Genomic DNA, 16,792 nt, shown 5'->3' with positions numbered 1-16,792 from the left:
TAAATGACTAAAAAACAAACAAGTTAAGGAAAACTATGTATAAATCACTTTTAGCATTAACGCTTACATGCGCATCAATCAGCTCATTCGCAAACCCTGACTTATCACGTAAATTTCCATTTGTTGATATTCAAGCACAGGTACTCGATACCACTACGGATAAGCCTAGCTGGCAACGACTCCCACCAATGTCTCATGTACAATACCCGACAGGGCTGTTGAATCGACAAGGCAGTGGCTGCGCAATTGTCAACTTTCAGGTAACACCACAAGGCGATGTGAAAAATCTAAATATAGAAAATTCAGCACCTAAGCGCTTTAGTAAAGATGTTAGAAAGGCAGCAAGACAAATAGTGAGAGACTGGCATTGGCCAGAGCGTAAGGGCGAACAAGTGATTGAGTTAACCATGCGTTTTGACTACTGCTTAACACACGACTTCGACAAAAAGAGTGAAGCCGTTGCCATGTGCGTCGAACATTCAGAACAAGCCTGCGAGTAAACAATATATTTGCCATGCAGATACTTGAGCCAATGCCAGCTATTGCCTACAATGGCGCACAATTTATTCAATGCAGATCGCAACTATGACTGATACACAAAAACCAGAATTACCAAACCAACTTTCTATCAACCCACGTAGTAAATTTTATGTGGAAGAAGTTTTCGAACATGAAATTGGTGTAAAACTTAACGGCAAAGAGCGTTTTGACGTTGAAGAATATAATATCAGCGAAGGCTGGATCAAAGTCGCTTCTCCAAAAGCGCTTGATCGCCGTGGCCAACCTTTACTATTAAAAGTAAAAGGGTCTGTAGAAGTCTTCTACAAGTAATTCAGTTATTACTGAATGAGCTTGTTGGCCAATCAATGCTTGGCCAACAAGTTTATATCTCTACGAACTAAGGCACTCATTCCCTCGTTTTTTTCCGCACAAGCGAAAGTTAAACCAATGCCCAATGACGACAAATAGCGAGCCCAATAAAGTAAGTATTTTTTCTCCCGCCTCACCAATAATATTTTCGCCAAGCAGCACTGCCGCAGACAACAACACCAGCCCTGCACCGCCTAGCATCAATAATCGGTAACGCTTATGTTTTTTACAGCCTAAAAACAGTGCTAATAAGCTACTTGGCAGTACCGCAACCAACATCCAAAAATGAAACTGTTCGTTACCTAAACCCAATGCTGCAGCACTTGGTAATAAAACCAATAACACAGGCACAGCTAAGCAGTGAATAGCACACATAGCTGATAACCCTATGGCAAATTTGTCCATCTTTTCTTGTAATTTCACTGAATAATTCCTATAAAATTGAACACATGAATTATTAAAAACGCATCAAGCAATTTTTGCTTGGCACTCATTGCATACACCCATCATTTCAAATTGCTTTGTTTGTGAGGTAAAACCTGCATCATCAAAATGAGGGAAAAGCTTTGCAACATCACTCTGTGAAACCGCTAAAGTCTCTACTTTTTGGCAATGACGGCAAATCAAAAACAAAGAAATCTCACGCTTAAAAACCTCACTGTCGGTACCGTAAGCGATATATTTGTTAGCACTATTAAGCCTGCGAACAAGGTTTACCGATTCTAAAAAGCTCAAGATTCGATAAACAGACATGACAGATACACTCGAGCTTGTGCGCAGCTTATAACAACTGGCCAACTCGTAGGCCGATAGCGGTACGTCTGTGGTTAGTAATATTTGCAGTATTTGCTTGCGCTGAATGGTGAATTTTCTGCCATGTTCAAGGCAAACCTGCTTTGCTTTATTAAGTGTGCTGGTTAATCGCTGTTTATTCATAGCGGCCACTCAATATAAGGTTTTGTTGCTGTAAGCTCGGCTATCCCTTGCGCTTGCTCTGTAATCCACTGCGCTTCAATAACAGATATCGCTTCAGCCCATGCAAACAAAGTAACAGTGACTTTAGAGACCGGTTTATCACAACTAAACGAGTATTCAACTTCAAGGTCTTGATGTGAATGATGAGAGTGATGCTCAAATGGGTTTTCAAAATTTGCATGAATAAGCTTACATTCGCCGTTAAATGTCACTAACTGCTCTGAATTTGCTAACTGGGCTAATGTTTGTTTGATAATTTGCTTTTGCTCAGCGGTTTCAGGCTGATGCTCAAAGCCAAAAATATCTCCAGCCGGCAAAATTAACTTAACTTGCCACTTACCTTGGTCATGAACCACAAAAAGCACTCCCTCACCATGTGAATGATGATGGTGTTGATGCCCTTGAGCTGAAAAAATACATCCAACCATCAAGCATATCACTACCAATTTTGCTGCTTTCATAACCACAATCACTCCATTTACCTCTCTTTAAGCATACTGTTACAAAAAAGAATAAAACTCATTCGTCGATTCATACTTGATACATTATAACAATTAAAGCACAATTGATACATTATAACATACCAAAGAGTGATGCATAATGAATAACATCTCAAGAGTCGCTGTCGTCATAGCAGCATTATTACCAGCCAGTGTCTTGGCGCAATCAATCAAAGGCGTTGTTTTAAATAACCAAGGTAAAGCAGTTGCTAATGCAACAGTTGACCTTGAAGGCTCAGATCAAAAAGTAACAACTAATGACAAAGGTGAGTTTGAAATCAGCGGCTTAAATAACGGCTTAAAAGAGCTGCATATTTCAGCCCCAGGTTACGCTCACTTGCACCGAGATATCACACTTGCCAATGACCAAGACCACACTACAACTTTTAATCTAAAACGTTCACCCATTGAAGTTATTGATATTGAAGCAACACCGATTCATATGTCGGCAATGGAATCTGCTTCACCAGTTAGTGTGTTATCTGGCGAGCAATTAAGGCGCCAACAAGCATCAACGCTTGGTGATAGCCTTGAAAAACTACCCGGCGTTAACACAAACTTCCATGCCAAGGTTGCCAGTACCCCTGTGATCCGTGGTTTAAGCGGCCCACGTGTTTTAATAACGCAAAATGGCCTAGATGTGAGTGATGTGTCACGTGTTGGTCCTGATCACTCAGTTGCATCTGAAGCATCAACGGCGCAGCAAATTGAAGTTTTACGTGGCCCAGCAACTCTTTTTTATGGCAGCGGCGCAATTGGTGGTGTCGTCAACGTGGTTGATAGCCGAGTGCCAACTGACAGCACTACACGTGGCGAGTGGAACCTAGAACATAACTCTGTAGATGAGCAAAAAATTGCTTCGTTTAATGCTACTACAGGAACAGAGTCGTTTGCCTTTTATGCTGATGCATTCTGGCGTGAATCAGACGATTACGAAGTACCTGTAGCTGCCGATATTGACGACACCGAGCGCAGCTCAAAGTACGTAGTAGAAAACAGTAATGAAGACTCAGATGGCTTTACTGTAGGCACTAGCTACTTATTTGAGCAAGGTTACGTTGGCGTTGCGGTTGAGCAGTTTAACCGCCAATACGGTATTCCTGGCCATACACATGGTGAAGAAGAGCATGAAGAACATGACCACGAAGAGGTGCACAGCGAAGAAGAAGCCGTTTTTGCAGACCTCGAGCAAACCAAAATCCAGCTACTTGGTGAATACAATATCGACAGTGAATGGCTAAGCAAAATTAACTTACGTGCTGGCCACACAGACTACGAACACGCTGAAATCGAACACGGTTCAGTAGGCACAACCTTCAAAAACGAAACCAATGAGCTTCGCGTTGACATTCTGCATAGCCAATTTGATGAGTGGAATGGTGGCGTTAGCTTTCATTACAAAAAAAGTGATGTTGAAGCACAAGGCTCTGAAGCCTTCACCCCCCCTTCTGTTACTGAAAGTATTGCCTTTGCAATTATGGAAGAAAAGCATTTTGGTGATTTTTTAGTGCAATTAGGTGGCCGTGTTGAGCGAGTCACTATTGATGCTAACAATGTGCTGTTACCAGAAATTGACGCCCATGCTCATGATGAAGAAGGCGATGAGCACGACCATGACCACGAACATGAACACGAAGAATCAAACTACACACGTGTATTTGATGTTGCCCAAGAGTTCACACCGGTGAGTTTATCAACAGGGGTGGTATGGGACTTTACTCCGGGTTATAACCTTGGTTTATCGGTATCGCGTTCTGAGCGAGCTCCGTCTGCTTCTGAGCTGTTATCTTTCGGCCCACACATAGGCACAGCAACCTATGAAGTCGGTGCGCTTTTCGATACTCATGACGGTCATTTTGAGCTTTCACAAGAAGCTCTTGATTTAGAAACTGCAAATAATATCGACCTTACATTTCGTAAAACCGAGGGTGATGTTGGTTTTATCTTCAATGCATTTTACAACCAAGTAGATAACTATTATTACCAGATCAACACAGGTTTTTACGCTGAAAGCGGTCATGACCACGACCATGGTGACGAACATAACCACGAAGATGAGCACGATCATTCATCTGAACTACCCGTTTATTTATTTAAAACAGACGATGTTGTTTTACATGGTTTTGAAGCGCAAGTTGCTTGGCAGCTAACCGACGAATTAAAAGTCGATTTATTCTCAGATTATGTACGTGCTCGTCTAAAAGACGGTGGAGATTTACCGCGTACTCCACCACTGCGTTTTGGTACCGAGTTTAGCTATCAAACAGAGAATCTAACGGCAAATATTCACGTTACACGCTACCAAGAACAAGACCGCATAGCGCATGAAGAAACCACAACTGACGGCTACACCCTCGTTGATGCCAGCATCTCTTATGACTTATCGGTACTGAACCAAGACCTATCGCTGTATTTAAAAGGCACAAACTTAACGGACACAGAAGCTCGCGTTCATAGCTCATTCTTAAAAAATATTGCACCACGTCCTGGGCGCAGTTTTGCGCTTGGTGTTCGCGGCTACTTCTAAAACATAATTACAAATAAAGGAAACCTACATGACACACTTATTTAGATTAAAGCTATTGGCACTGGCAATTAGTAGCACCCTGATCACCGCATGTGGTGACGCAGAAACAAATATTGTTGAGAAAGACCCTATCGAGGTTCCTGACGACAGTGGTGATGGCCATGATCACGATCATGATGACGGTTATGCCATTGACTCAATGGGTCGTTTAGCGGTTTTAGCAGCAAATAGCAACGAAGCGAATATCTTTGATTTAGATGACGACTCATTACTAGAAACGTTTTCGCTTATCCATGATTCAAGCTCACTAAATGTTTCACCAAACTACCGTTATGCAATTATTGCTAACCGCAGCCAAGATTACTTAGGCTTTATTGATAGCGGTTTATGGCGCGAAAATCATGGCGACCATTTACATGACTATAAACAAGGCCCAGCATTTAGTAACTATGAGCTAACAACCGGCAGTCGCCCTACTCACATCGTTAAACATGATGGCCAAATGGCCGTGTTTTACGATGGTAATGCCGATACAGGTACCGTTGCCTCAGTAGAAGTATTAACCGATAACGACATTGCAAACGAAACAACAGCACTTACTGGTATTCAGTACGACATCAATATGCATGGTGTTGCAGAGCCACGTGGCGAGCACCTAATTGCAACCTTGCGACGCGCTGATAGCGAAAGCACTTCTAATGCGAAAATCCTGCCGGATCAAATTGGTGTTTTCCATCTACATGATGGTGAATATGAGCTTGAACAAACAATTGAAGTTACCTGCCCTGATTTACACGGTGCAGCGCAAAACCATGATTATGTAGCATTTGGTTGTGGCGACGGTGTTCTGGTAGCACACCAGCATGACGATGAATACCATGCAGAAAAAATCGCAAATATTGAAGCGGTTGGCGATTTAAGAATCGGTACTTTATATGGTCATGAATCAAGCAACAGCTTTATTGGTGTTGCATCTGGTCATGGTGGCGGAGCCGCAGTTTTTGTGAGCATCAATCCGAGCGAAGCTGAAATGGAAGCCCTAGAGTGGCAACTTGATGAAGGCGCAAGCGCTGTTTCTTACTCATTCTCAGGAAGCGGTGAGCACTTTTTGGTTCTTGATAGCTTAGGCTTTTTAAACGTGCTTGCAGCCCATGAGCACGACGGCCACATGCACTGGGAGCTTGCAGGTAAAGTAGATATTACTGAAGAAGACATAACAGCGATGCCAGAAGGCATGAACTTTAGCATGACTGTGTCACAAAATAGCGAGTTTGCTTACGTTGCTGACCCGATTGCTCAGCACGTACTAAAAGTACATATCGAAGACCTTGAAATTGAAGGTGATCTTGAATTGACCTTTGCACCAAGCGCCATCACTTGGTTAGGTATCGCAGAAGAAAGTGATGATCACGACCACTGAGAAGTTATGTTTTATGGTATGACATAGCTCGCAAAGGTTGGCATTTACTGCCAACCTTTTTTATTCATATTTTGTAACAGACCTTTCATCGCAACTGCATCGCTATTTAAGCCTTAATGGTTATGATGTAACAGTTCCCAATATAGGATGTAATCCCATGAAAAAACTAACAACGTTGGCACTGGCCATGGCTGCGACACTGGCACCTTGGGCATCAGCTTACGAAACTAAAGACACGCGCTTACTGCGTTTTCCAGATATTCATAATCAAAATGTTACCTTTGTTTACGGTGGCGATATTTACATTGCTAATACGCAAACAGGCGAGAGCAAACGCTTAACTGACCATATTGGCTTTGAAACCTTCCCTAAGTTTTCACCTGACGGTAAACGCATTGCCTTTGCGGCTGAGTACAATGGCAGCCGCCAAATTTATGTCATTAACAGCGATGGCTCAGGCTTAAAACAACTGACTTACTACAACGATGTTGGCCCAATGCCACCACGCGGCGGTTTTGATTATCGTGTTCTCGATTGGACACCAGATGGCAAAAATGTGGTATTTCGTGCTAATCGCACACCGTGGGGTAAGCGTATGGGTCGTCCATACATGGTGCCTGCTGACGGTGGCCTTGAACAGCCTCTAGCTATTCCAGAAACCGGCGGCGGTATGCTTTCGCCAGATGGGAGTAAATATGTTTACACGCCAATTGACCGTGAATTTCGTACTTGGAAGCGCACCCGTGGCGGTCGTGCACAAGATGTCTGGGTTTACGATTTAAAAAGCAATACCTCAGAGCAGCTAACCAGTAACCGCGCTACCGATCAGCAACCAACCTGGGTTGGCGATAACATTTACTTTGTATCTGATCGTGATTACACCCTTAACCTATATCAATACCAAAAAGGCGCTGAGCCGAAAAAACTAACCAACCATAAAGACTTTGACGTACTGTGGCCATCAGCTGGCCCTAATGCTGTTGTCTATGAAAATGGTGGCTACCTTTATCGCTTTGACCCACAAACTCAAAAAAGCACTAAGCTGAGCATTAACATTGCTGGTGTGCGTCAATATGCCATGCCGTACACAAAAAATGTCAGCGACTTTATCGACTCAATGTCGATTTCTCATGACGGTAAACGTGCGCTCTTTACTGCCCGCGGTGAGCTATTTAGCGTACCAGTTAAACAGGGCCCAACGCGTAACTTATCTTACACAGCAAAAGGCCGCGAAATTGACGCAAGTTGGTCGCCAAATGGTCGTTATATTGCTTATATGAGCGATGAAAGTGGCGAATACGAAATTTACTTAAAAGATCGCAGTAAAAATAATGCCACAAAGCAGCTAACCAGCAATGGAACTATTTGGCGCTTTACGCCAATTTGGTCACCAGATAGCTCAAAGCTGTTATTTGCAGATAAGAACCACACACTCTGGTGGATAGACGCAAAATCGGGTAAACAACACAAGATTGATACCAGCATCTACGATGAAGAAGGCATTCGCCAATATACTTGGTCGCCAAATAGCGAAGACATTGTGTTTGTGAAAAACAATGAAAACCGCTATGCCTCACTGTGGCACTACAATATTGATAAAAAGAAAGTGACTCGCTTAACGGATGAAATGACCAATGAGCAAAACCCAACTTTCTCTCCTGATGGCCAATACCTCTACTTTAGCTCAGAGCGCGACTTTAACTTAGCCTTCAGCAGCTATGAGTTTGACTACATGTTTAATCGTGCAACGCGTATTTATGCCGCTGCCGTAAATGACAGTATCAAACCGCTTATCGCGCTACAAAGTGACGAAACAGCGATCGTCAGCGATAAACAAAAAAATGAAGACAAGAAAGCGAAAAATACCCTGCAAAGCAGCGACTTTATGCAACGTGTAACCGCTTTAAATGCACCAGCAGGGGATTATCGCAGTTTAACGGCAGTCAAAGATGGCGTGCTAACACTGGCTAATGGCGGCCTACAATTAATAGGCACAGCTCACGACAGCGAGCTTGAAACTGTGGCTAAAGGGGTAAGCAGCTACACTATTTCAAGCAACGGTGAACACCTGCTTGTGCATGCGGGTAACGATTACAGCTTAATTGAGCCAAAAGCAAAACAAGACCTAGCAGCAAATAAGCTAGAACTTAGTAAGATGACCTTAAAAATTGAGCCACAGATTGAATGGCAACAAATGTATGTTGAAGGCTGGCGTACATTGCGTGATTGGTTCTACGATGAAAACCATCACGGCCAAGATTGGGACGCAATTTTAGCCAAGTATCAACCTATGGCTGATGCTATCTCACACCGTAGTGACTTAGATTACATTCTCAGTGAAATCGCAGGTGAAATTAACTCAGGCCACATTTATGTGCAGTCGGGTGATATGCCTAAAGCAGAGCGTAAAAAGCATGGTTTATTAGGTGCAAAACTTGCCAGCGATCCATCTGGATACGTAAAAATTGAGCAAATTTTCCAAGGTGAAAACTGGCATGAAGACTTCCGTTCACCACTTGGTACAACAGGGGTAAAAGCACATAACGGCGACTATATCATTGCCGTAAATGGCCGCTCAGTAAAAGACGTTGCTAACTTCTACGAATTACTAGAGAACACGCAAGGTGAGCAAGTTGAGCTAGTCCTTAACAGTAAACCGCGCAGCAAAGGTGCATGGCAAGTTACCGTTAAGCCTGTAGCTAGCGAGCAAGGCTTGCGCTATTTAGACTGGGTTAACTCTCGTGCAGCCTACGTTGATAAGCTATCAAATGGTCGTATTGGATATGTTCACTTACCAAATACAGCCTACGAAGGTAACCGCGCCATGTTCAAAAACTACATGCCGCAAACCACCAAAGACGCCATGATTATTGATGACCGATACAATGGCGGCGGCTTTATTCCTGAACACATGATCACTTGGCTTGCCCGTAAACCGCTTAACTATTGGAAACGCCGCGGCGTTGAGCCAACTAAAACCCCACAATTTGCTCATGATGGTCCAAAAGCCATGCTGATCAATGGTTACTCAAGTTCTGGCGGTGATGCTATTCCTTACTACTTCCGTCAAGCTGGGTTAGGTAAGCTCATTGGTACCCGTACTTGGGGTGGTTTAATTGGTATTTCGGGTAACCCAAGTCTTGTCGACGGCGGCCAAGTTATCGCGGCAACATTCCGCATTTTAGATAACGATGGCAACTGGATCATCGAAAACGAAGGTGTCACCCCTGATATCAAGGTAGTTGACCGCCCAGAGCTAATCTACCAAGGTAAAGATCCATCGATTGAACGTGCCGTAGAAGAGCTTTTAAAAGAGCTAAAAGACAATCCGAAAAAGCCTCTCACCGTGCCACCAGCACCGACTGACTTTTAATTCTTAACTGGTTGTTAAAAAGTAAAAACCCCGCAAAGATGCGGGGTTTTTTAGGGTTTTTAATGTTTCTTCCAGCCACTCCAAACATCGTCTTCTTGGTTGGCTTTGTTTTTTTTCTTTTTCTTACCTGTTCCCGCAGGTTTCGCTACGGGCTTGTCGTTTTTAAGTGCTTGTGCGGCATCGAGGTTTGCTTGATTTACGGTAAAACCAGGGACTTCTTCGCGCTCTAAACGAAATTTATTTTTCTTTTCGATAATTTTAAAATGATGAAAGTCTTCGTAATCAATCAGTGATAACGCTAACCCAATTTCACCGGCGCGACCACTTCGGCCAATACGGTGCATGTAATCGGCAGGGCTACGGGGTAAATTGAAATTAATCACTACAGGCAATTTAGCAATATCTAAACCACGAGCAGCAATATCAGTGGCAATTAACACCTCAATTTCGCCATTTTTAAACTTTTCGATTACGCGAGTACGTTCACTTTGGCCCTTATCACCATGAAATACCTGCGCATTAATACCACGCTTTTCAAGCTTACTCGCCAAGTGCCCACAATCTTTCTTTGCATTCACAAAAATCAACACTTGGCGCCATTTATGATTTTTTATTAAGTGCGCTAAAACAGTGGTCTTCTCACCTTTATTTACGGTAAATACACGCTGTACTAGAGTGCTCTCCTGTTTGCTTTGAACTTGTATTTCTACAGGGTCATTTAACAGCTTTTGGGTTAATAGCTTAACTTGATCTGGGAACGTCGCTGAAAACAGCATTGTTTGTTTTTTAGCGGGCATAAGTGCTAATAGCTCAGCAAGTTCTTCGGTAAAACCAAGACTCAACATGCGATCTGCTTCATCAAGCACTAAGGTGTTTACGTTATCAAGCTTAATAGCATTGCTTGAAATTAAATCAAGTAAACGCCCAGGGGTTGCCACAATAATATCGGCACCGCCTCGCAATGCTTGCATTTGCGCATTCACCGACACACCACCGAATACCGCGACAGTTTTAATCGCACCATTAAAATTTGCAGAGTACGATTTAACGCTATCGGCCACTTGCACCGCGAGTTCTCGGGTTGGCACTAAAATAAGCCCTGATACAAAGTTACCTTTGCCTTGTGCTTTTTTAAGTCCCTTATCTAAAAAGCACTTTTGCAGCATAGGCAGAGCAAATGTCGCTGTTTTACCTGAACCTGTATTTGCTCCAGCAATTAAGTCACTACCCGCTAAAATGCTTGGAATTGCTTTTGCCTGAATAGGTGTAGGCTGGGTATATTCAAGATCAGCCAATCGAGCAAGTAGCTCTGGAATAAGGCCAAGTTCGTTGAAATTGCTAGAGTTTGCGGTTGAGGTCATAAAAGGTGTAGGCTCATTACTAAAATAGCCTGCGATTTTAGCGTATTTATTGGCCGTTAAGTAGGGATTAGTGATTTTAAATACCTTTTAAATAACAGCAACTGGTTTATGGTAATTGCTCAATATTAAAATGAGTGCTTTAAAGCCAACATTTAAGTTGGCCATATTTTTAACTCTTGCTCAACTGTGCTTGCAACCTCGTTTTTGTCTCTTTTAAGTAATCAGGGTAAGGATAAGAGTCATCTACAACGGCTATTGCAGCCTTGATTTGAACTAATGCTTGGCGAATATTACCTTGCATTTCATAGCCATATGACAAAGCTGACAGTGCATACGCTGATTTAGGGTAGTTTTTGATATTGTACTTAAACACCTCAATAGCCCGCTCAAATTGCTGGTTATCCGTTAAGCTGTAACCCAGTAGCCTAACAGCGCGGTCTGGTGGCGCTATTTGTTCACCCCATTGCTGAGATAAACGTTGATAATAAGCATCAATTGATGAAACATCATCGCCCAATGCACTCAGAGGCATATGTTTAGATAAAAATAAGCCATGGTACGCATTAAATGCCCCAGCAGCTGAGGTTAGGTTATGCGAAACGCCTGCAAAGGCATCGCTCTTAAAGCGCAAATGTTGCACCGTACTATTTTGCATTGTTTGCTGCATATCATCGTATCTTTCGCGCATAATGCCAGCTTCTTCGCCGATATTCATATATACATAGCTGTTAATAGTTTTGGCTTTAGTAACAAAGGTTTTTAGGCTCTTAGCCGGGGCGCCATAGTTCCACCATACCGCAGGGCTATAAGCAATATGCGCTTGAAATAGCTCAGGGTCAGCCTGCATTGCGTAAAGAGCAAATACACCCGCAGCTGAGGCCCCTGCGATAACTCTATAATCATGAGTACGATACTGTTTATTAACCAAAGGCATCAGTTCTTGCTCTACGAAAGCTAAAAACTTTGCTGCACCACCGCCTTCACCAACAGGCCCTTGTGGTTCTTTGTTCACTGTGGGATAAAAATCTCTAAGTCGATTAGTGCTTTCAATCGCAACGACAATCACCTCTGGCGCTTGATCATTTTGTTGTAAGCGTTCAAGCACAGCATTAATCAATGGTAAATTACCGGCCCCATCTAAACGGTAAATAACGGGATATCTTTTGTTTGGATCTGTTTGGTAGCTTTTTGGTAATTGCACAACGACTGTGCGCTGCTCACTAAGATTACTTGATTCGATAGTATGCGTATGTTGGCTGTAATTTGTAACCGCCTCATCAGCGGCTGGTTGAGCCATAACATGGCTAGTACAGAATAAAAAACCACTAATATAGAGTAACTTAAATAGTCGCACGACTTATCCTTAAGAAATATTGGTAATTTTTTAAGCTAACAGAATTGCAGGTACAAACAAAGATAACTTATGAACTTTTTCGTAAAAAAGTATATGTAAGTCATTATTTTAACTAAAGCGTATGACGCAATATTTGCCCAGCACTTTTACCTGTCATGCCATCTGGTGATTTAATGACTTGGCCATTAATAATGACGTATTCAATTCCTTCTGCGTACTGATGAGGTGCGCTAAACGTTGATTTATCAGCAACCGTCGCAGGGTCGAGTATGACAATGTCAGCAGCATAGCCTTGTGCTATCACTCCTCGGTCAGTTAGGCCCATTCTTGCTGCGGGTAAACTGGTCATTTTACGTATTGCATCAGGTAACGAAATCACCCCTTGTTCACGCACATAATGACCTAGTACTCTAGGAAAGGTGCCGTATCCTCTTGGATGCGGGTTGCCTTTACCAAGTTCTGAACCACCCGCATCGGTGGCGATTGCAGTAATTGGGTAAGCCATGATGTACTTAACATCATCTTCATTAATAGCGTGGAAGATCCCCTGAGCACCGCCATTTGCTTGAATTTCCATGGCAAGTTCAGCGGCTTCACCAATACTTTGCGCTCGCCCTTCTCGTTTTAATACTTCAGCAAAAGTTAGCCCATCCCATGCAGGGTTTGCCGTATAATGCGCTATTTGCAGCCTTGCGGGGTCACCACCGCCTCTGTCTTCACGGATATTTTTGATCAAGCCTTGTTTTATTTTTTGCCTTAACTCTGGATCTTGTAGACGCTTTTCAACTTCAGCTTGGCCACCAGCCAATGACCATGCAGGAAATAATATAGCAAATCGCGTAGAAGAAGCCGTGTAAGGATACTGATCGAGGGTGACATCGAAACCCGCTTTGCGAGCATCGCGAATCATCTGAATAGTGTGCTTACTCTCACCCCAATTTGGATGACCAATCAGCTTATGATGAGAGATATGCACAGGAATACCGGTCTCTTTTGCAACATCGAGCACTTCATTCATCGCCGTGACAATCTCTGCGCCTTCATCCCGCATATGAGAGGCAAAAAATCCATGCTGAGCATGAGCGGTTTCGGCAAGCACCTTTACTTCAGCAAAGTTTGAGTACACACCAGGAACATATTTAAGCCCAGTCGATAAACCAAACGCCCCCTGCTGCATCGCTTTATCTACCAGCACTTGCATTGCTTTTAGCTCATCAGCGCTGGCAAGCCGCTGCTCTTCACCCATTACAGCTTTACGAACATCATTATGGCCAATTAATAAGGCTAAATTAGGTCCTAGAGGTGAACGCTCGGTTTGCGCAAAAAATTGCTTAAAGTCGACAGGTGAAAAACCACAGTTACCGCCCAAAATAGTGGTAATGCCTTGCTGTACTAAGTTATCGAGCCGAGGCAGCTCTGCAATTGAGCGCTCAGCATGGGAATGTAAATCAATAAAGCCAGGGGCAACAATCTTGCCTTTGGCATCTATAACTTGTTGAGCTTTGTCAGCCGTCATGTCACCAATTTTAGTGATCTTGCCGCTTTCAATGCCAACATCTGCGTGAACCGCTTTGCCACCAAGACCATCGAGCAACATAGCGTTTTTGATTATGAGATCAAAAGATTGCCCATAAGCAATGCCGGAGCTGAGCACTAATACGAACAATCCTATTGAGGTTAAAACACTGCGCTTTTTCATTGTTATTATCCTTAGCCTGAGTGTTTAACCATCCTAATCAATTGCAATACAAATTGCATCAGTGAACAGTAATCAAACAAGTTACAGTCACAAAAAAGCCGGCTAATTAGCCGATGTAGATGCTTAACAAAGTCAGAAACAAAAATAACGCGAGCATTTGAGTGAGCAAAAATCGCTCTAATTTTATATATCAAAGTTGGAAACAAAAACTCTGTTGATATATCTTACGTCAGATGATTTCAACTGAAAAAGTTAAACGTATTCTATTTTGCATTGCTAATTACGATCGATTTAAACGCCATTAACAATACAATCTATTTTTATGACTCTGTCTTTGCTCGTCCATTCGCCTTGGCTTTGTATAGTAAGCCGTCACATTGTTTAATAATACTGTCTATATTAGAAACCTGATTGATTTCGACAACACCTGCTGAAAAGCTAACATTTGTCGTAGAGTCCAATTCTTTCCAGCTATTAATACCTTCAAATTTTTCTCTAATGCCATCAACGAGCGTAACCGCTGTCTTTTTATCTAAGTTGTTTAATATTAATAAAAACTCTTCACCGCCATAACGACAAAATAAATCTGTTTCTCTAATACGTTCTGAAACTACGTTACTAAACCCTTTTAAAACTTCGTCACCGGCTAGGTGACCATAGGAGTCGTTTATTTGCTTAAAATGATCCAGATCCACTAGAACGAAACAGGTCGAGTTATTAACTTGCAGTGCCTTCTCGGCCAATTTGTACATTGCTCTTCTTGTTTTTGCACCAGTCAATGTATCTGTTTCTGCTATTCTTTTTAAGGCCCTCTTATCACGCCAAAACATAAATGTAGCTGTCGCCAGCAAAGAAAATAATAGAATAAAAATGATGAGCTGTAGGTTAAGGTTTTCCTTCTTTAGTTCTGCCTTTTCCTGCATGGATAATTCATTTCTAAACTTTGCTATTTCAATATCCCTAGTTAAAGAATCAATCGGCGTAATGTTCCCTATCCCAAAATGTTCTGAGTTGTAATTTACCCTAGCAGATTGGTATAACTTACCAAAGTAAAACGCTTTATCATAATTACCATTTAACTCATATAATCGTCTTAAGTTATGATTAATAGTTAAACTTACATCCCCCGGGTGATTACTGTTATTCATGAAAGAATTTGCCTGATCGGCATAGTCTTTAACTATACGCTCAAATTCGACTTCTTTGCTTTCCTCTATTGCCGATGCTAGAGCTCTAGCAAGCTTTAAATACATAACTAATGATTCATTTGGTTGATTACCAATGAGTTGTTCCATTTGTTTAGAAAGCTTTAAAATAGTTACCCCATCCTGCTGTTGATTTCGATGAGTTAATACAGAAATTTTCAACATCTTAGAAATAAACAGTTCGATATCATTTTTATTGCGTTCAGCTCTTCTAATTGCTTCGTCACTTAATTTAAGCGCCTCGTCAAACCGACCCAGTTTATTAAGTGCATAAATACTGGGATTGATGTATAGAGGTTTTCTTTCTTCTTCACTTAATAATGATAACAATACATTACCGTGCTCTAAAGCAGCCATATGCAGTTGCAAATCGTTATAAATGTCTGCAATCCAGTGATGAACACGGATTGATGACATTTGGGTTTCCATAGGCCTCAACGGGTCAAATTTTCTCAAATAAGGTAAAGCATATTCATATTCAGATAACGCTTTGAGCAATGAAATTTCTTCTATTTCTTCTCCTAAACGAGCACTAACAATTGCAATTGCATGCTTGTCTCCAAGTTCAATAATCTGCTGTTTCAAGTTTTGTAACTGTGGGATAGTGATGGCAACTCTTTTATTAGGAGTTGATTCGACATTAACACCTTGAATATAAATGTAAAAACTTCTATTCGCAGCGTATAACTCTGTATCAATAGATTGTAAATAAGCCCAGTTTTGCTCAGATAAATTATATTGGTTGATTGTTAAAGTTGAAGATAACAGGCCCCGAGAAGCAAGAGTTTCCCTAATTATCGTTTGAAATATTTTACCAAGTATAGAATCGTCCGCTAATAAGTTTGAATTCTCTATTTTTTCAATAAGTTCAACACGTCCAGCCCCATTGACCTCTTCAATAACCTGCGATGCCAAATAAACAAGTTTGCTGTATTCCCCAGCAATTTGCTGCGGTGTTTGAGGTTGAGCTTTGCAATTCGCAAAGAATAGAGTTAGTGCAATATATGCCAACCAAATACTTATTTTTTTGATAACTTGCTGCTCCGAACGTTTAATCATTTCTATCAAAACTTATAACAATATCATTAAGCTATATAATATAAAACCACATAAAATCCCCCTTATTACTTATCAACCTTGTGATAAAAACAAGTTAACAATAAGGGTAGTAGATTGTGCTCTGAGGGGTGGGAAGTCCACTTGTTCAAATAAAAATGGCTGCCTTAATATTTGAAATTCAATTTTTTGGACTTCATCTAATGTTATTGGGCATCTTTAACTATAGCATCATCACGCTTTTTATATTTTCAATATTCAGCTTTATTGGACTCTTCGTTATGTGAATCGTTAAACTTAAACTGCGTGCGCAACCAGAAATCGAATGGCATGGTAAGCCAGCAGCTTTAGCTGCTGCCATATTTTAGATAAACCATCTTCCAAAAGACAATTTAGGGCTGTTTATGACATTCCTACAAAGAAACAAGGTAAGTCTGGAGGTGTGGGAGAGG

General features: G+C 41.8%; 12 protein-coding genes. 5 read left to right on the top strand and 7 right to left on the bottom strand.

The features are described from left to right. Window positions 1-35 precede the first annotated feature (35 nt). Window positions 36-500 carry an energy transducer TonB gene (locus EVU92_RS04420; protein ID WP_130050166.1) on the top strand — a complete coding sequence of 155 codons (465 nt, stop codon included), beginning with the start codon at window positions 36-38 and terminating at the stop codon, window positions 498-500. A gap of 85 nt (window positions 501-585) precedes the next feature. Next, entirely contained in the window at window positions 586-831 is a 246-nt protein-coding gene (locus EVU92_RS04415) for a DUF3297 family protein (RefSeq protein ID WP_175580416.1), read from the top strand. A gap of 60 nt (window positions 832-891) precedes the next feature. On the opposite strand, the gene EVU92_RS04410 is transcribed toward EVU92_RS04415, so the two are convergent. The 3 genes from EVU92_RS04410 to EVU92_RS04400 are packed head-to-tail and all read right to left on the bottom strand — an operon-like array spanning window position 892 to window position 2,306. After that, on the bottom strand, window positions 892-1,293 hold the full coding sequence (locus EVU92_RS04410; RefSeq protein ID WP_130050164.1) for a MerC domain-containing protein: 402 nt from the start codon (window positions 1,291-1,293) through the stop codon (window positions 892-894). Between the two features lie 45 nt (window positions 1,294-1,338). Next, entirely contained in the window at window positions 1,339-1,806 is a 468-nt protein-coding gene (locus tag EVU92_RS04405) for a transcriptional repressor (RefSeq protein WP_130050163.1), read from the bottom strand. Then, window positions 1,803-2,306: a DUF2796 domain-containing protein gene (locus EVU92_RS04400; RefSeq protein WP_130050162.1), complete on the bottom strand. Its 504-nt coding sequence runs from the start codon at window positions 2,304-2,306 to the stop codon at window positions 1,803-1,805. Before EVU92_RS04400 ends, EVU92_RS04405 begins: the two co-directional genes overlap by 4 nt. A 139-nt stretch (window positions 2,307-2,445) precedes the next feature. Here EVU92_RS04400 and EVU92_RS04395 point away from each other — a divergent pair, with 139 nt between their 5' ends. The 3 genes from EVU92_RS04395 (at window position 2,446) to EVU92_RS04385 (ending at window position 9,665) form a co-directional block, all read left to right on the top strand. Beyond that, window positions 2,446-4,872 (top strand): TonB-dependent receptor, encoded by a 2,427-nt coding sequence (locus EVU92_RS04395; protein WP_130050161.1) that lies wholly within the window; start codon window positions 2,446-2,448, stop codon window positions 4,870-4,872. A gap of 28 nt (window positions 4,873-4,900) precedes the next feature. Continuing rightward, complete coding sequence (locus EVU92_RS04390) at window positions 4,901-6,292, top strand: 5-methyltetrahydrofolate--homocysteine methyltransferase (protein WP_130050160.1); 1,392 nt, start codon at window positions 4,901-4,903, stop codon at window positions 6,290-6,292. Window positions 6,293-6,449: 157 nt separating this feature from the next. Beyond that, window positions 6,450-9,665, top strand: a complete 3,216-nt coding sequence (locus EVU92_RS04385; RefSeq protein WP_130050159.1) for a S41 family peptidase — start codon at window positions 6,450-6,452, stop codon at window positions 9,663-9,665. 59 nt (window positions 9,666-9,724) lie between these two features. On the opposite strand, the gene EVU92_RS04380 is transcribed toward EVU92_RS04385, so the two are convergent. The 4 genes from EVU92_RS04380 to EVU92_RS04365 all read right to left on the bottom strand — a co-directional run bounded on the left by EVU92_RS04380 (window position 9,725) and on the right by EVU92_RS04365 (window position 16,343). After that, on the bottom strand, window positions 9,725-11,026 hold the full coding sequence (locus EVU92_RS04380; protein ID WP_130050158.1) for a DEAD/DEAH box helicase: 1,302 nt from the start codon (window positions 11,024-11,026) through the stop codon (window positions 9,725-9,727). A 169-nt stretch (window positions 11,027-11,195) separates the two neighbouring features. Then, window positions 11,196-12,380 (bottom strand): alpha/beta hydrolase-fold protein, encoded by a 1,185-nt coding sequence (locus EVU92_RS04375; protein WP_130050157.1) that lies wholly within the window; start codon window positions 12,378-12,380, stop codon window positions 11,196-11,198. Between the two features lie 112 nt (window positions 12,381-12,492). Then, entirely contained in the window at window positions 12,493-14,079 is a 1,587-nt protein-coding gene (locus tag EVU92_RS04370) for a D-aminoacylase (protein ID WP_130050156.1), read from the bottom strand. A 320-nt stretch (window positions 14,080-14,399) separates the two neighbouring features. Then, window positions 14,400-16,343 (bottom strand): GGDEF domain-containing protein, encoded by a 1,944-nt coding sequence (locus tag EVU92_RS04365; protein WP_130050155.1) that lies wholly within the window; start codon window positions 16,341-16,343, stop codon window positions 14,400-14,402. Between the last annotated feature and the right edge of the window lie 449 nt (window positions 16,344-16,792).

It is taken from the genome of Pseudoalteromonas sp. MEBiC 03485 (assembly GCF_004195145.1).
Classification (GTDB): Bacteria; Pseudomonadota; Gammaproteobacteria; order Enterobacterales; family Alteromonadaceae; genus Pseudoalteromonas; species Pseudoalteromonas apostichopi.
The sequence above is the reverse complement of the archived record's forward strand: the minus strand, read 5'-3'. Positions and strand labels throughout refer to the sequence as shown.